Source organism: Nodosilinea sp. E11 (assembly GCF_032813545.1).
In the GTDB taxonomy this organism is placed as follows: domain Bacteria; phylum Cyanobacteriota; class Cyanobacteriia; order Phormidesmidales; family Phormidesmidaceae; genus Nodosilinea.
Genome location: NZ_CP136520.1, coordinates 1,513,862 through 1,532,083, shown reverse-complemented (window position 1 = coordinate 1,532,083; position 18,222 = coordinate 1,513,862). Strand labels below are relative to the sequence as shown.

Sequence of the window (18,222 nt, the reverse complement as noted above, 5' to 3'; positions counted from 1 at the left end):
GCCGTCAATGGTGCAGTTGAGCCAGGCAACCGTACCTGTGCTCAGAATAGCAGCAAATTTTAGTGGGACGGTGTGGTGCCTATGAATTGTGGATAGATTTGTCATGATGTTCGAACTCAAGGGTAAAACAGGTCTGCCAGAGCTGATTGTCATGGGGCTGGCTCGACACCTTAATGGTGCCCCCCAGCTGCTCAACAATCCCGTGGACCAGGGCGAGGCCAGCACCAGTGCCAGCGATGCCGTCTTTGGTGGCATTACATCCCCGGCGAAATTTATCGAAAATATGGGGCAAGTCGTCTGCCCCAATGGCAGCTCCTACATTGCTAATTTGTAGTGTGATTCGACCCTGATGGGCTTGATTGTCGGCCAGGGCCAGGGTCACAGTCGTTTGAGGAGCGGAGTATTTGCGGGCGTTGGCCAATAGCTCTTGCAACACCTTAGTCAACTGGGCCGAATCGATCGACAGCGTCACCGGCGTGGGCGGTAGTTGCTGCGCCAGGGTGAGCTGTGCCTGTTGAAAGGGCTCTTTTGCCTGCTGGGCTAAATCGGTAAGTAGGTGGCTTAGGTCAATGGGTTGGGGAGTGGTTAAGGGGGGTGTAGACTCAAGGGTTTGCAGCATCAGCAGGTCGTTGACCAAATTAATTTCGCGGGTGCACTGCTGCTCCAAGATATCTAAGTACATAGCCGATCGCTCGGGAGTGAGGTCGGGGCGGCGCAACATACGGATGGCCAGCATCATGCTGGTCAGGGGGGTGCGCAACTCGTGGCTAAGGGTACTGAGAAAGTCTTCTTTGAGATGGTTGAGGTAGAGCACTTGCTCGGCATTGCCCTGCGCCTGTCCCTGGAGGTAGTACTGATGAAAGGCGATCGCCCCCAGACTGGCCAAATTTGCCTGTACGGTTTGGTCTAGCCCTAGGCTAGAGGTGCCGAGCAGCAAAATAGCTCCCTGCAAGCCTGACCCATCGACAGCAATTGCCGTAGCGGTGGCGATCGCCCGCAGCCAGGCGGGGGGACGATGATCGGCCTGCAGCAGTTCTGCTAACCCCTTGCGCCAGTGAGGCCAGCCCAGGCCCATCGGGGGGGCAATGGTCTGCTGAATGAGTTCGAGGGTTACGCGACGCTGCCCGTCCAAGACTGTACTGGGGTCTGAGCTGGCGGCTAGCCAGTGACTCGCCGGGGCAGTTCCCTGGTGCCAGCAGGTATAGGTGACGCCACTAGTGCTGGGGTAGTGACAGAGCATGAGACAGGCGCGTGCGCCGAGATGAGTGCCCAGCACCTCGGTTAGGGCCGGTAGGGGGTTGGGGTCATTGAGGGTAGCCGCCAGGGCATGAACCAACGGCCAGATTTCTCTACCGTCGCCATGGGTGGAGGCGGCCAGCGATAACCCTTCGGGAGGGCGAGCCTGGAACAAAACTGGTGAATTGTCAGATGCCATGGGGCTATCCAGCGAAGTGTTCCTAAAGCCTGGGCCAGGGGTAATGTGGCAGCAAAGCTACTTACCCCTGACTACCTTTAGCGTATCTATTGGTCTGCGGGGGGGTATCCGTGAATCCGCCAGTTTTCGAGGGCGGTCTAACAGAAAAACCCCACTTCGCACCTCGGGTGGATGGATCAGGCTGTAAGGTCTGCTTGGTGGACTGATCACCTGGCCCCTACCCTAATCTCCAGCAGGACATTAGTATTAATGAAGCCTGGGCCAGAAATGGCTATTCTCTGGCTATGGGATTGGCAACGGGTTTTCTAGCGGGGTTTCTATGGCACGCTCAGCACCAGCTTCGACCTCTCCAGTGATCGGCACCGTTAAGGGGCCAGGGGAAAATGGCAACCAGTATGTGTTTATTACTGCCGACAATCGCCAGGTCAAGATTGGCGAGTTTGTTTATTACACCGTCGATCTAGCGGATATGGCCAATGCCCAGATTTTGGGTAAAATCTCTGAGCGTCGCTTGATTGACCACCTGCCCGATCGCATTTTTGCTGACCCCGATATTGACCCTGAGGCGATCGCTGCCCTGGTCGGCTTTGCCCACCCCAACCCCGAAATTTACGAAGTCACTGTCGATGTGGTGGGTCACTTCCACCCCGCCCTGGGGTTCATGAACCCTCGCGTTGCCCCTGACCCCGGCGCTAAGGTCTGCCTGGCCGATGACGAGAGCCTGCGCCAGATCATCAACAAAAAGCAGCCCCAGGCTGTCGGCTCGGCCCACATTGGTTCGCTGCTGCTGCGCCCTGGGGGGCGGGTGCCCGTCGCCTTAGACGTGAAGGAATTGGTCAGTACCCATATGGCAATTTTGGCCGGTACCGGCTCCGGTAAGTCTTACACCGCTGGGGTGCTGATCGAAGAGCTGCTCAGCCCCTACAACCGTGCCGCCGTGCTGATCTTTGACCCCCACGGCGAGTATGGCACCCTGACCGAACTGCGGGGTCACCCCAGCTTTGCCAGCGACGACGGCTACAGCCCCGAGGTCAAAATTCTCACCCCCGACGACATTCGCATTCGCATGTCGTCCCTCGATTACTACGACATTCTCACTTTGCTGCCAGATATGAGCGATCGCCAACAGGCCATTCTCAACAAAGCCTTCAGCCTATTGGGTAAGCACAAGTTTGGCGAACACCGCTGGGATGTGCAGGATTTAATCTCCGCTTGCTACGAGTCAGACCGCACCACCGACGACGAGGGCAATGAAAAAACTGGCTCCTCAGCTCCCGCCCTAGAGTGGAAGCTAGGCAAGCTGGAGCGGTCAGATTATTTTCACCGGGTGCAGCACCTAGCCCCTAAAGACCTCTTCTCTCCAGGCCAGGTTACCGTGCTGCAAATGAACGAGATCAGCCAGGAGGAGCAACAGGTGATCTGTGCCGCCGTGCTGCGCCAAAGCTACCAGGCCCGCATGAACACCGCTAAAGAAAAAATTACCCCCGACGACGAAAACTACCTGCCCTACCCGGTATTCATTTTGATCGAGGAGGCCCACCGCTTTGCTCCGGCCCACGAACCGGCCCGCTGTAAGCAAATTTTGCGCACCATTCTCAGTGAGGGCCGCAAGTTTGGCATGGGGGTGGGGCTAATTACCCAGCGCCCCGGTAAGCTCGACTCGGATGTGCTCTCCCAGTGCATGAGCCAGTTTCTAATGCGCATTGTCAACCCTGTTGACCAAGACAGCCTCAAGTACGGTGTTGAAGCCGCCGGGCGCGATTTACTCAAAGAACTACCCTCACTCACCAAGGGTCAGGTAATTGTCTCTGGGGCCTGCGTCAATACGCCGGTGCTCTGCCAGGTGCGCCAGCGCCTCACTAAGCACGGCGGTGAAACGATGAATGCTCCAGAAGCTTGGCTCAGCCACTTTCAGCGTCATCACCAGCAGGCCCGTCAGCTCGAAAAAGCGGCTCCGGCGCGGGCCGGCAAAAAGGCTGAAACCTTTGGCGGCGTGAGTATTGAGTGAGTGTATACCTCAGAACCTACGGGCCAGCCAGCGCCGAGCAATTGAACTGAATTAATCCCGTCCGCTCAGTGCCCGAGCCGTCTCGCGGCTTTCTTGTTTGCGCTTGAGGCTTTCCCGCTTGTCGTGGAGTTTTTTGCCCTTAGCCAGGGCAATGGTGGCCTTGACCCAGCCCCGTTGAAGATAGAGCTTAAGCGGCACCAGAGTTAGCCCCTTTTGCTCAACTTTGCCGATCAGTTTGCGAATTTCGTCACGGTGCAGCAGCAGCTTGCGGGCGCGCTTGGCCTCGTGGTTATAGGCCTTGTTGGTCATTGTGTAGGGAGAAATGTGGATATTGTGCAGCCACAGTTCACCGTCTTTAATCAGGGCGTAGCCGTCGCGCAGGTTCACGCGGCCCTGGCGAATGGACTTGACCTCTGAGCCCATCAGCTCTAGCCCAGCTTCGTAGGTTTCTAAAATTTCGTACTCGTGGCGAGCCTGGCGGTTGTCGCTGACAATCTTGTATCCATCACTTGAATCGGCCACGGCGCATTCTCCTATTCGACCACCACCCGCCATTCGTGCAGCTCGTACTCGACGCAGTGGTTGGCAATCAACGGGTCGGCGGCCACAATGGCGCGGGCTTCTTCGATAGAATCGGCCCGGAACAACAGCATACCACCCCCATATTCGGCCCAGTAGCCGGTTTTGGCGGCATGGCCCTGGGCGATCAGGTCTTTGACGTAGGCCACATGGTCGGGCACAAACTGGTCAAAGGTGGCTTTGTTAACAATGCCTCTTTCGAGTTTAACGAACCAGGGCATGGACGTGCGATCGCAGATAACAGTCTTCAGTCAAACCGGCGGCAAAAATCAGGGGGCCAAGTCCTCAGAGCCATGATTCTCAAGCGAACCTGAACCCCAACGTGAAGAAAAGGAGCCTAAGGCATATCAACCCTGAGGTCTTCTTCGCTGCCCAAATGAACGGTTTTGACCCAGCGTAGCCGCTTGGGCCGTACCGACAGCCGCATGGCCATAGTAGCAATCACCAACAGCCAGTGCAGCATATAGAAATTGCCCCACAGCGTTTGCAACCCGCTGACCCAGACGGGCTGAGGACGAGTCCGTCGAAGCCCACAGAACATGCCCACCATCGATAGCGTCAAGGCCAAACTTGACAACGGCAAAAACAGTGGCAAACGATGCCGCAGCATCGCCATTACAAAATCGGGTAAGGCCACCGTAGGCAGGCCATACTGAATCATCCAAAAGGCTGCCATATCGAAGGTTTTGGCTGGGGCCAAGCGATGCTGGGCAATCAACCGCCAGTAGTCGAGGTAGCGCTGATAGCCCCCCTCAGCCCAGCGATTGCGCTGATGCCACAGCGCCAGAGGTCGTTCGACCCCTTCTTCACCCACGGCGGGGTGCAGCAAAAAGTGAATTTCCCAGCCACTAAAGTGCAGGCGCAGGGTCAAATCGAGATCATCGGTAATGGTTTCTTCGTTCCAGCCGCCGCATTGGGTCAAGGCCGCCCGACGGACAAACTGACCGTTGCCCCGCAGTTCGCCAATGCCGCCTAGACTGATACGCTGCTGCTGAAAATAGCTATCAAGGGCCATCTCTGCCTGCTGACCGCGAGTCCAGAGGTTTTTAGCTCGGTTAACTATAGCTTTCTGCATCTGCACCGCCCCTACTTTGCCCGCGTCAAACAGCGGCACAATCTGGCGCAGCACGTCCTGAGGCACCCGCGCATCGGCATCAAACACACCAATAATGTCGCCTTTAGTGTCGGGCCAAACCTGGTTAAGTGCCCCCGACTTACCACCGCTGGCAGCGGTAGGACGACGCAGTACCCGCAGCTGAGGGTATCGCTGGGCTAGGGCCTGCAATCGCTGGGCCGTGCCATCGGTACTGTTATCGTCAATGATCCAGACGTCGTAGCGGCTGGTCGGGTAGTCGATCTGGCATAGGGCCGCTACCAGGGGCTCAATCACAGTTTCTTCGTTTTTGGCCGCTACTAGCAAGGATACGTAGGGCCACGAGTCGGGGTTGAGAGGAGCCTGGGTTGAGGATGCTTGAAGCCCGGCAGAGACGTCAGTAGTAGAAGGCAGCGGCAGAGCCTCAGGCATAGGTCGAGCGCACAAAATTCGCAGGGCGTGGGTCGCGAGAATCGCTGTCAGCCCAACTACCAGCCAGCTGCCCCAAGACAATAAGTGCAGCGCAATGGTGACGCCCCACAGTACGCTGAGGATCAGAGCCGCCTTAGGCCGACGACCGGCATAACCAGGAAAGTCTTCAATTTCTAACTCTTCGAGAGGCTGGTAAAAGCGCCCGGTGGAAAAGCGTTTAGGAAAATCGGCCATCAACTCAGGTAGGGAGCACGACAACAACGGCAACGACCAGTTTGTCACTACTGGGGAGAATACCTCTCCCTAAGCATGCCCTGGTCTAGGTCTATCATCCTCGATTTTGCGGAAAATTTTGGTGATGCCCCTGCTACCCTCCTGGGGAATGCTAGCTGTGGATAGACTCATCGGCCCCCTAGGCATCGACCTAGATCGAGTATCCTAGGCAACTCAACCCGATGACTGCTCGTCCTCCCGTCTAGATGATTTGTTGAAACTTGACCTAAGGCCAGACCCATGAGTTTGACGTTTGAGGCAATTCAGCCCGCAGGTAAGCAAGACATCAGCGTTTACATGCCCTACTACCAGGGCAATAAGCGCAACGCGCTGCCCTACGCCATTGCCCTCTACAAGCAGGGCAACCTGGAGGGAGAACGGCAAATTGAAGGGGGAGAAAGCATTGCCTTTGTGGCCACATGGAACGTGTCAGTGCTGCCAGCAGATTTAACTCGCTGCCGCATGCAGTTTGATGGTGACAGCGAGTTTAGCTACGAGATCACGATGGCGACCTTTGAGTTCGTCGATTTTTTGTTTGATGTCATTGTGGCTTTACGGCAGAAGCGCTCAGCCGATTTCTCTCAGGGGTTTTACCGCAAGCTCTTGCGCCTAGACGAGTAAAGCGGTGTCGTTGAAGAACGCCAACTCGATGCTTACCTGAAGGGGGTTTTGAAGAAGCCTGCCGCTGACCAGCGCTGAGGTGGCAGAATGAGTGTGATACTGTGCCTACTGACGTAATCTAGCGCTGGTTTGCTTGGCCGAGCCGGGGGTTAGGGGTCAGAGTCCAGTGCATTCGTTCCATGGAGGACTTGCGGCGTGCCCAGTTCAGCAAAACGTTTAATAATTGGTTCGACTGAGTCGTACAGCGGCAAATCGGCAGTGCTACTGGGTCTGGGTCTTCAGCTTCAAGCGGCGGGCATGGATATTGGGTTTGGCAAGCCCATTGGCAATTCGATCAATGGCGATGGGCAAGACCCAGACCTAGACTTTATTGTTGAGACCCTACATTTACCCGCTGAGCGATATTATCCTCCCTCGATTTCGTTAACCGAAGCCACAGTGGCAAGCCAGCTAGCCCTCAAGGGGCAATCGCAGGAGCCAACGCTCAGTCGCAGCGGGTTGCAACGGTACACAGAGCATCGGGGAGAAGCGTTGGTGCTGCTCGAAGGCCCTGGCAATTTGACCGAGGGGACGTTGCTCAACCTGTCGGTGGCTCATATTGCGGCTGAGATCGACGCGGCGGTGCTGCTGGTGACTCGCTACGATTCGCTGCTGTTGGTCGATCGCTTGTTGGCGGCCAAAGCCCAGCTGGGGCCACGTCTGGTGGGTGTGATTATTAATGACGTGCCTCCTGACGCGGCAGATGCCTGTGCTACGCTGGTGCGCCCTTTTTTGGAAAGTAAGGGGATTCCAGTGTTGGCGCTGTTGCCGCGATCGCCGATTATGCGCAGCATCACCGTTCGCGAGATTGTCGGTCGCCTCAATGCTGAGGTGCTGTGCTGTAAGAATCGCCTCGATCTAATGGTCGAAACTCTCACTATTGGCGCGATGAACGTTAACTCGGCGCTGCGCTATTTTCGCAAGGCGACGAATATGGCGGTGGTGACCGGCGGCGATCGCACCGATATTCAGTTTGCGGCGCTCGAAACCTCTACTCAGTGCCTGGTGCTAACGGGCCAGATTCCCCCTACCCCAGAGATTTTAGAACGGGCTACAGATTTGGAAGTGCCGATTGTTTCTGTAGATTCTGACACCCTGTCTACCGTTGAGCGGATCGATGAGCTATTTGGCCAGGTGCGCCTCCATGAACCTATCAAAGTACGCTGCATTCAAGAGTTGATCGCTGCCCACTTCGATCAAGACCGGCTGTTGCACCTGCTGGATCTGGGGTTGCCCGTGTCGGCCACCTAGGTCGCTTGGGCGAGGCGGCTGAAATGTGGCCTTACCCTCACCTTCTGATACAATGAAGCGCGTTATTCTCGCATTCGGTGCAGCCTTTGAGTCAGTCCATGGAAGCGTCGCTCGAATCCGCTAAAGTCGACACGTTTTTGCAGGAACTCGCGGCCATTCAACAGTCGGGTTCTAAGCGGGTGGCAATTTTGGGGTCGCGCCATGTGCCGATTACCCACCAGCAACTCATAGAGCTAATGACCTATGCTCTGGCCCTAGGGGGCAACCGCATCATTACCTCAGGGGCGACAGGTACCAACTCTGCCGCCATCAAGGGGGCGATGCAGGCCGACCCCAACCTGCTGACGGTGATCTTGCCCCAGAGCCTGGCGCGTCAGCCGCGCGAGTCGCGCGATCAGCTTGAGCAGGTCATGCACCTGGTAGAAAATCCTGCCAACGACACCCTGTCTTTGGCGGAGGCGAGTTCTGTGTGCAACCAGGAAATCATTTCTCGCTGCCAACAGCTGGTTTGCTTTGCCTTTCACGACAGCCACACGCTGCTAAAAACCTGCCAGGATGCCGAAGACCAGCGCAAGATTGTGACGCTGTTTTACTTCGATTAGCGATCGGGGGAAGGTTAGCAGGTTGGAACGTTGGCAGGGTTGGAACGCTCTAACTTACCAACGTTCTAACGTCTTCCCGAATCCCCACAACATAAGAAATTAGCGAGGATAGCGATCGATGGCATCTGTGCTCACCATGCCGGGGTTTTTACTGGTCAGCATTGGGCTGGCGGCGTTACTGGTGTATGTGCCATTCTTGGCGGTGGGCTACGGTCGCTTTCAGGTGGGCTACGACCAGGCTGCCCCTCGGGCAATGCTAGCCAAGCTGCCGCCCTACGCTCAGCGGGCCACCTGGGCCCACGAAAATGCTTTTGAGTCGATGATTTTGTACGCGCCTGCGGCGCTGATGGCCTACGTCACTCAGCAGCAGTCAGGGCTGGCGATGGGGGCTGCGATCGCCTACTTGATCGCTCGCACCCTGTACCCAGTGGCTTACATTTTGAACGTGCCGATTGGGCGATCGCTGATGTTTGCCGTTGCCAACCTAAGTACCTTTACTCTCTATGTCTTGAGCTGTCGGTCGGCCTTGATGTAGTCTGTTGGTGCGCAGACACCCAACGGTACCCATGGCTTCTAGCTCTTCCTTTGACATTGTTAGCGATTTTGACCGTCAAGAACTGGTCAATGCCCTGGATCAAACCCGGCGAGATGTGATTAGCCGCTACGACCTCAAGGACACTAAAACCACCATTGACTTGGCGGACAGCACGATCACCATCGAAACCGCCAGCGATATGACCCTGGACGCAGTGAAAGATCTGCTGCACCAGAAGGCGGCCAAGCGCAATCTGTCCCTCAAGATCTTCGACTACGGCGATGTAGAGGCCGCTAGCGGCACGCGCGTGCGCCAGACGGTGACACTGAAAAAGGGAATTGAGCAGGAGATGGGCAAGCAGATCACCAAACTCATCCGCGACAATTTGAAGAAGGTGACTGCTTCTATTCAGGGCGACTCGGTGCGAGTGACTGGCAAATCTAAAGATGATTTGCAGCAGGCCATGCAGCTAGTGAAGCAAGAAGAGTGGCCGGTCGCGGTGCAGTTTACCAACTATCGGTAACTTTTATCGAGCAGAGGCTTTTGGGCACGCTGAAGGGAGTCATTCCCCAAGGCATCTGTCTATGACCGCCGAACTCAGCAAAACCGAACTAGGCACCCTGGGGGAATCCCTGGTGGCCAACTGGCTGGTGTCCCAGGGCTGGCGACAGTGCGATCGCCAGTGGCACTGTCGCTGGGGCGAACTCGATCTAGTGATGGCCAAAGGCCCTGCCGACTGTCGGGGGCAGCTTGCCTTTGTGGAGGTCAAAACCCGCAGCCATGGCAACTGGGATGCCTATGGCCTGATGGCCATTACCCGCAGCAAGCAGGCCAAACTGTGGAAAACCGCCCAGCTGTATCTGCTGAAACATCCCCAGTGGGCCGAGGCCACCTGCCGCTTTGATGTCGCTCTGGTGGCCTGTCGTAACGGCCAAAAACCAACTGCCAACCCCGCTAAACACCTGTCTGTGGATGATATTCGCTATTTAACTCTGCAAGACTATATCGAAAATGCCTTTGATGTGCCCAGTCGTTGAAGACCGTAGGGTTGAGCACAACCGGAAATTCTTAAGTAAATAATAACGCCCCATTAACGGCATTCGGCCATTCATAGCCTAAGCTGCTATGTAGAGGTATAGTCGTTGTCCTGCCTCTATCCCTAGCGTCTGCATCGAGCCGGTGGGCTAGAGCAGGCTCCCTACCGTACTTCCCAGCCTGCTGTTTCTCTGGGAATGCCCTATGACAAAATTTGCTATTTATGTTTGCCCGACTGGAAGCCTAGCCGAGCAGATTCAGCGGTTTTTAGCCGAGCACCGAGAGACCGCAGCCCCGCTTCAGCAAGGCCCAGACGCCTGTTGCCTGTTGATCGAAGGCTTTGAAGAGCAGTCTGGTGCAGCTCCGGTCTATACCCGCAGCCTCGATCGCGCCTACAACCGAGGCCTCAAATCGCGTCCTACTCCGGTGGTAACTCTGGAGGGCCTGGTGACTAAACCCGACTGGAGCGGCCTGGCGATTACGTCTCCCTGGCTGAAGCAGGTGATGGTGAATTTTGCCTGTACGGTCAAATCACCCACCCGCAAAATGCCCCTCCGTATTCAGGATGAACTCGGTCTGCCCCTGGCCTACGGCCCTAACCGTAAAGATAATAAGGCTATAGTCACCCAGGCGAAAGCCGCCATTGACTGGAAAACTCCCACCCTATGGGAGCTGCGCTTTTACCAGCAGTTGACCAATCAAAGCTGGAAATGCCACAGCAGCTGGGATTTGGGTGAAGGCCAGCCTGCGGTTATGGAAGCCTCGGTACACTAGAGGTACGCTCCCCAGCTTTGACCCTTGGCGATCGCCCCTATTCCCGATTCACCGCTTCCCCACGTTACCCTGGTGCTGGCCATGAGTCTGGACGGCAAGATTGCCGATGTCCAGCGTGGTGCAGCCCGGTTTTCGTCAGCGGCAGACCTGGCCCACCTGGAGGCGCAGGTCGCGGCGGCGGATGGAGTGTTATTTGGGGCAGGCACCCTGCGAGCCTACGGCACGACCCTGAGCGTGCGGCAGCCAGACTTGCTAGCCGAGCGGCGGCAGCGAGGGCAGGCAGATCAGCCCTGGCAAATTGTCTGGTCACCCTCGGGACACCTCGACCCCAGCTGGCGATATTTTCGTCAGCCGGTGCCACGGGGATTGCTCACTACGGCGGCGGGGGCCACAGATTGGAACCCAGAACAATTTCAGCGGATTTGGACGATCCCTGAGGCCAAAACCCAGCCTTGGGATTGGCCTTGGATCTTAGCCCAATTTAGAGCAGCCGGGATGGGGCGTTTGGCTCTGCTGGGCGGCGGTGGGCTAGTGGCGGAACTGCTGCGCTGCCACTGCATTCATGAAATATTTATCACGGTTTGTCCGCTGCTGTTGGGGGGGGCGACCGCCCCAACCCCGGTAGAGGGGGCCGGTTTTTTAACCGCCGTGGCCCCTCGCTTGCAGCTACTGTCGAGCCAGACCGTAGGTGGCGAGGTGTTTTTGCACTACGGGGTGCTGCCCCCACCCTGCCAGGGGCGGTAAATTCCTTTACCCTGGAGAATAACCAATCGTCCCCTACTGCTAATCACCCATGGGCTATCCGTCTGTGCCGCCTCTAACTGCCACCTGGATTCGCCACATAGAGGAAGTGCCTGAGGCCGTGTGGGACGAGATGGCTTTGCCCCTAGCAACTCCCTTTTTGGAGTGGAGTTGGCTACACAATATGGAGCGATCGGGCAGTGTGGGGGCCAATGCGGGCTGGCTGCCCTGCCATCTGACGATCTGGCGCGGCAAGACCCTGGTGGGGGCGGCCCCGATGTATCTCAAGGGCCACAGCTACGGCGAGTTTGTGTTTGACCATCAGTGGGCCGATCTGGCCGAGCGCCTAGGGGTGCAGTATTATCCCAAGCTGTTGGGCATGGCTCCGTTTACCCCGGCGGAGGGCTACAAATTCCTGATTCCACCGGGAGAGGACGAGCGGGCCGTTACCCAGGCGATGGTCGATGCCATTGACGCTTTCTGCGATCGCAACACCATCTCGGGCTGCCACTTTCTCTACGTTGACCCCCAGTGGCGGACCACTATGGTTCAGATGGGTTTTTCTGAGTGGCTGCACCACGGCTATGTGTGGCAAAACCACAATTTTCAAAGCTTTGACGACTACCTGGGCATCTTTAACGCCAACCAGCGGCGCAACATCAAGCGCGAGCGCAAATCGATGGAAACAGCTGGCCTGCGCCTGGAGGCGGTGACCGGCGATGCCATTAGCAAAGCGCTGTGCAGCCAGATGTACGATTTTTACGCCGACACCTGCGACAAGTTTGGCTGGTGGGGCAGCAAGTATTTAACCCGCAAATTTTTTCAGCTGCTGCACCACGACTATCGCCACCGCATGGTGTTTTTTGCCGCCTACGGTGACGATGATGCCGACCCCGTGGGCATGTCGTTTTGTCTAACCAAGGGCGATCGCCTCTATGGGCGCTACTGGGGCTCGACGGTGGATATGAACAACCTGCACTTCAATGCCTGCTACTACGCGCCGATCGAGTGGGCGATCGCCCACAACATTACCCTGTTTGATCCTGGCGCGGGGGGCCGCCACAAAAAGCGGCGGGGGTTTCCGGCCCTAGGCAACTACAGCTTGCACCGCTTCTATGCACCCCGGCTGCAAACGTTGCTGACCCGCTATATCGCTGAGGTCAACGAGCTAGAGCAGCAAGAAATTGACACTATCAATGCCGATCTACCGTTGAAGCTGCCCTAGCCTCTAGGCTAAAGCTAGCTCCCCCTCAGGGTGGATTTTTGTCGCAATATCGCCATAACCCCGGCTAAATCGGCCATGGTGATCCTAGGAGAGATAGCCAACTAGGCCGTGGAGTTAGGCTAGTTTACTACTGGGGCAAGAAAGAGCCATGGGGCGATCGCACACCAAGCACAGACGCATATCGAGCCTAGGAATCTTGACGGGGTTAGGCCTCGGCCTAGCGGCCCTGACGGCCTGTGGGCCAATTCAGCCCGGTGTAAGCGATCGCCAACCGCGCCAGGCCACGGCAATGCTACAGTTCATAAACCCTCACTCTGTTGCCCTTGCCAGTGCCATGACCAGCCCGTTACTCTTCGACAGCGTTTCAGACTTCGCTGAAGGGGTCGCTCTGGTGCGGCTCAAGTCGCAGTTGGCCTATATCGATCGCAACGGCAAGCTCAGTGTTCGCATCGCTGACAACAACGTCACCGTCGCCGCCGACTATGTCCAGGGTCTAGCGGTGGCCCAAGTCGGTGACTATTTTGGCTTTCTAGACCGCCAGGGCAACTGGGGCATCCCCGTGCAGTTTCGCCAGGCTAAGTCATTTTCTGAAGGGCTGGCGGCGGTGCAGGGCGGCACCAAGTACGGCTACGTTGACCTTCAGGGAGAATGGGTGATTGAGCCCGAATTTGATTTGGCCGAACGCTTTGTCGATGGTCTCGCCCTGGTGAAGCTAGGCAATACCTATGGCTATATTGACAGCGACGGTCGCCGGGTCGTGCCGCTAGAGTTTCAAGATGCCTGGAGCTTCGCCGAATCTCGGGCCGTGGCTCGGGTCGATGGTCGCTATGGGTACATTGACCCCGAGGGGGCGATCGCGATTGAGCCTCGCTACGACGGAGCCTTTAGCTTTTCAGATGGGCTGGCCCGAGTGCGCCAGGGCCGTGAGTTTGGCTTTATCAACCCCCAGGGGGCAATGGTGATCGACGCGACCCTGGCCTTTGCCTCAGATTTTTCGGAGGGGCTAGCCGCCGTGCTGGTGGAGGGAAAATGGGGCTACATTGACCCCAGCGGCCAGCTCACGATTGCGCCCCAATTTGACTACGCCGCCGACTTCTCAGAGGGGCTGGCTGTGGTGCAAAAAGACGGGCGCTACGGCTACATCGACCCCGAAGGCACCTTGGTAATCGACCCTCAATATGCCAACGCCGGGCGGTTTTCAGAAGGGTTGGCTCGAGTGCAGATTGACAACCGCTGGGGCTTTATTGATGCTGAGGGCCGTCTGCTCAACGGCGACAGCTTTAAAGGCCTTGATTAGAGCAGGCATCGCCTTGGGGCGTCTATGGAAGGACGCCCCAAGGCGCGCCCCATCTCCTGCATGGTTATCCCCGATTCGGCAGGGCGCATGCTGTGGCCCCTACAGGGTGACCGTTTGGGTATCGGGGTTATGCAATGCGGATTTGGTGTCACTCACTCAACTGCTGCAATAGGCTCTGTTGGATTAGCCCAATGGTGACTCCGGGTACCTCTAGCTGAGGCGTCAAGCCCACGCCTGGCAAGGCTTCAAAGCGGCGTATAGCCTCAGGGTTTAGGGCGGCCAGACGCCGCCCCGTGGCAATGGGCGTCAGCTGGGAGGCTTCGCCCCAGAGCATGACGGTGGGCACGATGAGCTGCGGCAGAGCCAGCGCTAGGTCAAAGCTCAGATCTCCGCGCACAAAGGCCAGGGCCGCGACATCGGCCTGGGGCTGCTGGGCTGATGCCAGGTAGGCGGCAACGATTTCATCGGCAACTTTGCTGGGGTCAGCAAACTGACGCTGGCTCAAAAATAGCTTAATGCCCTCGGCGGTGGCGATCGCACCGCGATATAGCAGCTGGTCTACCAGCGGTAGTTTAACGATTTGGTTGAGGAAAGAACTGCTGGGGTCTTGGCCAAAGTCAGCCAACCCCGCCGGAGCCACTAGGACCAGCCCTCGGACTAGGTCAGGATGAGCGATCGCCACCCGTACCAGCATGGCGGCACTGAGGGAAGAGGCCACGACCACAGGGGGCTCAGGGCAGAGCCGCTGAATTATTTCAGCAAGAAGGGCCTCGTAGTCGGCGGTGGTGAGGGGGCGATCGGGATGGTCGGACTGGCCCCAGCCGATCAGATCGGGAGCCAGAATGGGGTAGTCGGCGGCAAAGGCCGGGTACACCTTAGACCACTCATAGCTCGACGAGCCCCCCCCAAACCCGTGAATAAACACCAAGGGCATTGCTTTGGCTGGGGGAGTTGGCCAAAAGCTAGGGTCGGCCTCGACGTAGGCCACGGTGCCCTGGCTGAACACTTGCGATCGCTGAACAAAACCGGGGGGAATAAACATGGGAGCCACGCCGTTACTGCCTTCTGAGTACCACGAAAGGCCACCCCTTGCCCACTAGTGCCGAGCAGCATAATCCCTAGCCTCACGTTTAGCGGAAGGAATCGGGGTTGAGGGGTCGCCCTGCTGGGCTGCCCCCGTTGAGACGAGCCCCAGTACCGCCATCGGCAGCGTCGAGAAAGGGTCTGAGGTTAATGCTTTGGTTTCTAGAACTAGCTGACCGAGCAGCACTGGGCAGGCCCAGAATGTTGCCAATTTGCCCCAGCACATCGCTGTTGCCGCCGGTAAAGGTGGTGACTCCCTGGGTTTGGTCGCCTCGGTCGGCAACCGCCAGGTTATCAAAGACGAGATCGCGGGTGACCGTCGCGTCTTGGCCGGGGGGAACCGTGAATACGATGCGGCAGCCGGGGGTGGCCTCAGTGGTGACACAGACAGTGTTGTAGCCGTTCTCAACGGAGGTTTCGAGGGCCAGTAAACCGTCGGGACGGTAGCGCTCTAGGCGGGCACTAATTTCGGCACAGCGGCGATCGGCGGGCCAGGCGCTGCCCATATCCTGGGGCACAGCCCAGGGGTAGACTTGCCCTGGCTGGGTGCTGGGGGCGTACATTACGGTGTACTGGCCGTTATGCACCTGGCAGGTGAAGCGGGTAGTGGTGTCGGCTTCAGCCGGAGCATTCTCAGGAGTACCGGCTGGTGTTTGGGCCAGGGCTGCTGGCCCTGCTAAGGGCGCTAAGCAGAGGGCGGTGGCCAATCCACTCACCAATAACGTAGCGCGAGTCTGGGTCGTAGAACGGGCCATGGTGTGCTGCCTCCGGAGTCGAACGGGTATGACTGTGCTTGGCTCAGGGTGCCCTGCTCGGCGGTGGCATAAACCAGTACGCAACGTCGCTTGACCCCAGTGAGCATGCTTATGTACTCGCGACGCGATCGCATCTTCCTTTGTTCCGTACCCCTCGGTTTGTTCCCGTGATATTCCGTTACCTTGTCCACAAAACTCGATTTTCCCCTTGCAATTTTGAAGTTTGTGCGTATTCTTAGTTAGGCTCTGGGTTCACGCTGTATTTAGGCTAGGTATCCCTAGCTATCACGCCGCATCTAGCGTTGTTGGCAAGAGCTAGCCCTGCGAACGCCCTACTCACCCCGCACCAGAGGGAGAACACACCCATGGACTATTCCACTCACCACACGGCGCAAGCTGTCGGCACAACCCTGGGCAATCGCCTGGGGGGCTGGGCGGGGGCCGGATTGATGGCTTCGACCCTGTTGGTGATGTGCCCCGCTGCCCAGGCTGAGACCCTAGCTGCCTGGCAGTTTGACCCGGTCACCCAGCAGTTGACCCTGACTCTGCCCAACGGTGTTACTCCTCACTACACCGTGGAGCACGAGCCTGGCCGCATTGTCCTGACTATCCCCCAGACTCAGCTGGGGGCGGTGGCGACTCAGCAAAGCTATGACGGGGCTGTTAGCCAGGTGCGCTTAAGCCAAGAAAATGGCGCTACTGTGGTGGTGCTCGACCTCGCTGCCAATGCGGTGTTGGCCAACGATGGAGCCAGCCTGGTAGCGTTGGCCCCCGCAGACCAATCTTCGCCGATCGCAGCCGGCGACCAAACCCGCTGGGTGCTGACGGCTCTAGTCGCCCCAGGGCTCCCCTCTCTGTCGGTTCCCAGTGGTGCTCAGCCCAGTGGTGCCCAGATGATTGTGGAACTGCCGGTCATTCCCGGCAACGATCCGCGTTTGGGCTTTCCGGCGGCGGGTACCGGGCGACTGAGTACGTCGGCTGCCAACCTGATGCTGCCCAGCGACATCGCTAACTTGACCAATCTGCCCGAGACCTTGCCGGTAGACCCCTTTAACCTGGGGCGATCGGGCGAGCAGGTTACGGTGCCCAGCCTGGCTGAACTCGATGCGGCAGTAGGCCCCGTCGCGATCGCACCTCAGGGCACCGCTCCAACGGTCGAGCCCCCGGCTGGAGCGAATGGATCTCAGCTAGGCGACATTGCTCCCCTCCCCCCAGTATTGCCCCCCGCTAGCACTGGCTCGGTGCTCACCCTAGAGCCGCCGCCGCTAGCGACCCCTGCGGTGGCGGCCCAGCCGTCTGCCGCCCCCGTTACGCCTGCTGCGCCAGCGGCCAGCTCCTCTGAACCCGAGGCCGTTGCTACCATCGATCGCGAAACCAGTGGTGTCCCCATTGCGGTGACCCCTGCCGAGGCCACGGGTGACGGCGATCGCAATGAGGCTGCCCCGATTGCGATCGCTCCGCCAGAACTGCCGACCCTTGAGCCATCGGCCCCAGACCAACCGGCGATCGCCGCTGAGCCGCCGTCCCTGGCGACCCCTCAGACCAGTGACCCAGCGCCCGTGATTGCCGTCGACCCGCCAATCCTGACCGCGCCTGAGACCGCGATTGCCGCTCAGGCCAACGCTATCAACCAAGAACCCCCACCCGTCGCCACGGTGCCGGTGGAGCTAACCGGCAGCGACCCTAACCTGCTGGTTGTGCCGACTATTCCCAATACCACGGCCCAGGGTACCGTAATGCCGCCCGATACCTCGGTGTCGGTGGCCGCAGCAGGCGAGACGATTCTCTTTGGCACTCCGCTACCTAGCGATCGCCAGGCGGCCTTCCCCAATGCCGTCAGCCCGGCCCCAGCTGAGCGCCCCCTCTCTCCCGATACCCTAGTGGCAGCGGGTACGGTTTTAGACCTGCGCTACGTGGGTAGCGAACCCCTAGATTTAAATACCAGCTCTAGCCAAAACCAGGTGCTGCTGCTGGCCCAAGACATTCGCGACCCGATCACCAACGGCATTGTCGCCCCGGCGGGAAGTCAACTCATCGGCCAGTTTGAGTCAACCCCCCACGGTCAACAGTGGGTGAGCAAAATGCTGATCGCCCCGGCTGGGCAGCAGGTGGCCTTTTCTACCACCTCTGACTATCTGATTGGCCGCCCCGATGTCAGCCCTCCTCGCCTTGCCGCTGGGGCTGGCCTGGGCGCCTTGGCCCTATTGCTGGTGACGGGATTTAGCGGCATCGGCTTGGTAGGTGGAGCCTTGGTGGGAGCCACAACGATGGTGGGCACTGCGCCCCAAACCCTGGTGATTGAGCCCAATCAGATTATCCAGGTGCAGGTGATTCAAGACATTCCCCGCGCTATTCCCATTGCTGCGGCACCGGAGTATAGCCGCGAGTGGGGGACCGGGTGGTAGGGGCGCAGGGCCTGCGCCCCTTTGAACCGGCAGTAACCA

Annotated in this window: 18 protein-coding genes; 12 read left to right on the top strand and 6 right to left on the bottom strand. The window is 58.3% G+C overall.

Annotation, left to right across the window (positions count from 1 at the left end; genetic code table 11):
- Window positions 1–79: 79 nt before the first annotated feature.
- Window positions 80–1,435: a HAMP domain-containing sensor histidine kinase gene (locus tag RRF56_RS09145; RefSeq protein WP_317037329.1), complete on the bottom strand. Its 1,356-nt coding sequence runs from the start codon at window positions 1,433–1,435 to the stop codon at window positions 80–82.
- A 319-nt stretch (window positions 1,436–1,754) separates the two neighbouring features.
- Here RRF56_RS09145 and RRF56_RS09140 point away from each other — a divergent pair, with 319 nt between their 5' ends.
- On the top strand, window positions 1,755–3,443 hold the full coding sequence (locus RRF56_RS09140; protein ID WP_317037328.1) for an ATP-binding protein: 1,689 nt from the start codon (window positions 1,755–1,757) through the stop codon (window positions 3,441–3,443).
- A 51-nt stretch (window positions 3,444–3,494) separates the two neighbouring features.
- On the opposite strand, the gene smpB is transcribed toward RRF56_RS09140, so the two are convergent.
- The 3 genes from smpB to RRF56_RS09125 form a co-directional block, all read right to left on the bottom strand.
- Window positions 3,495–3,965 carry an SsrA-binding protein SmpB gene (smpB, locus tag RRF56_RS09135; protein ID WP_410510553.1) on the bottom strand — a complete coding sequence of 157 codons (471 nt, stop codon included), beginning with the start codon at window positions 3,963–3,965 and terminating at the stop codon, window positions 3,495–3,497.
- Between the two features lie 11 nt (window positions 3,966–3,976).
- Window positions 3,977–4,243 (bottom strand): YciI family protein, encoded by a 267-nt coding sequence (locus RRF56_RS09130; RefSeq protein WP_317037326.1) that lies wholly within the window; start codon window positions 4,241–4,243, stop codon window positions 3,977–3,979.
- 116 nt (window positions 4,244–4,359) lie between these two features.
- Window positions 4,360–5,781, bottom strand: a complete 1,422-nt coding sequence (locus RRF56_RS09125; RefSeq protein ID WP_317037325.1) for a glycosyltransferase family 2 protein — start codon at window positions 5,779–5,781, stop codon at window positions 4,360–4,362.
- A gap of 285 nt (window positions 5,782–6,066) precedes the next feature.
- Here RRF56_RS09125 and ebsA point away from each other — a divergent pair, with 285 nt between their 5' ends.
- The 10 genes from ebsA to RRF56_RS09075 all read left to right on the top strand — a co-directional run bounded on the left by ebsA (window position 6,067) and on the right by RRF56_RS09075 (window position 13,940).
- A complete protein-coding gene (ebsA, locus tag RRF56_RS09120) occupies window positions 6,067–6,441 on the top strand; it encodes a type IV pilus biogenesis protein EbsA (RefSeq protein WP_410510585.1) in 375 nt (124 codons plus the stop codon).
- A gap of 195 nt (window positions 6,442–6,636) precedes the next feature.
- Entirely contained in the window at window positions 6,637–7,731 is a 1,095-nt protein-coding gene (locus tag RRF56_RS09115; RefSeq protein ID WP_317037323.1) for a phosphotransacetylase family protein, read from the top strand.
- Window positions 7,732–7,829: 98 nt separating this feature from the next.
- A complete protein-coding gene (locus RRF56_RS09110) occupies window positions 7,830–8,333 on the top strand; it encodes a DNA recombination-mediator protein A (RefSeq protein WP_317038350.1) in 504 nt (167 codons plus the stop codon).
- 118 nt (window positions 8,334–8,451) lie between these two features.
- Window positions 8,452–8,868, top strand: coding sequence for an MAPEG family protein (locus RRF56_RS09105; RefSeq protein WP_317037322.1), 417 nt, complete (start codon window positions 8,452–8,454; stop codon window positions 8,866–8,868).
- A gap of 31 nt (window positions 8,869–8,899) precedes the next feature.
- Entirely contained in the window at window positions 8,900–9,391 is a 492-nt protein-coding gene (locus RRF56_RS09100) for a YajQ family cyclic di-GMP-binding protein (RefSeq protein WP_317037321.1), read from the top strand.
- A gap of 61 nt (window positions 9,392–9,452) precedes the next feature.
- Window positions 9,453–9,905: a YraN family protein gene (locus tag RRF56_RS09095; protein ID WP_317037320.1), complete on the top strand. Its 453-nt coding sequence runs from the start codon at window positions 9,453–9,455 to the stop codon at window positions 9,903–9,905.
- A gap of 202 nt (window positions 9,906–10,107) precedes the next feature.
- Window positions 10,108–10,677 (top strand): hypothetical protein, encoded by a 570-nt coding sequence (locus RRF56_RS09090; protein ID WP_317037319.1) that lies wholly within the window; start codon window positions 10,108–10,110, stop codon window positions 10,675–10,677.
- 24 nt (window positions 10,678–10,701) lie between these two features.
- Complete coding sequence (locus RRF56_RS09085; RefSeq protein ID WP_317037318.1) at window positions 10,702–11,421, top strand: RibD family protein; 720 nt, start codon at window positions 10,702–10,704, stop codon at window positions 11,419–11,421.
- Window positions 11,422–11,470: 49 nt separating this feature from the next.
- The gene (locus RRF56_RS09080) at window positions 11,471–12,643 is read left to right on the top strand and encodes a GNAT family N-acetyltransferase (protein WP_317037317.1); all 1,173 of its coding nucleotides are present in this window, start codon (window positions 11,471–11,473) and stop codon (window positions 12,641–12,643) included.
- A 148-nt stretch (window positions 12,644–12,791) separates the two neighbouring features.
- A complete protein-coding gene (locus RRF56_RS09075) occupies window positions 12,792–13,940 on the top strand; it encodes a WG repeat-containing protein (RefSeq protein WP_317037316.1) in 1,149 nt (382 codons plus the stop codon).
- A 148-nt stretch (window positions 13,941–14,088) separates the two neighbouring features.
- On the opposite strand, the gene RRF56_RS09070 is transcribed toward RRF56_RS09075, so the two are convergent.
- Together RRF56_RS09070 and RRF56_RS09065 are read right to left on the bottom strand one after the other, a co-directional pair.
- Window positions 14,089–14,982 (bottom strand): alpha/beta hydrolase, encoded by an 894-nt coding sequence (locus RRF56_RS09070; protein ID WP_317037315.1) that lies wholly within the window; start codon window positions 14,980–14,982, stop codon window positions 14,089–14,091.
- A gap of 88 nt (window positions 14,983–15,070) precedes the next feature.
- On the bottom strand, window positions 15,071–15,778 hold the full coding sequence (locus RRF56_RS09065; RefSeq protein WP_317037314.1) for a COP23 domain-containing protein: 708 nt from the start codon (window positions 15,776–15,778) through the stop codon (window positions 15,071–15,073).
- Between the two features lie 365 nt (window positions 15,779–16,143).
- On the opposite strand from RRF56_RS09065, the gene RRF56_RS09060 reads away from it, so the two are divergent.
- Complete coding sequence (locus RRF56_RS09060; protein ID WP_317037313.1) at window positions 16,144–18,183, top strand: AMIN domain-containing protein; 2,040 nt, start codon at window positions 16,144–16,146, stop codon at window positions 18,181–18,183.
- The last annotated feature ends 39 nt before the right edge of the window (window positions 18,184–18,222 follow it).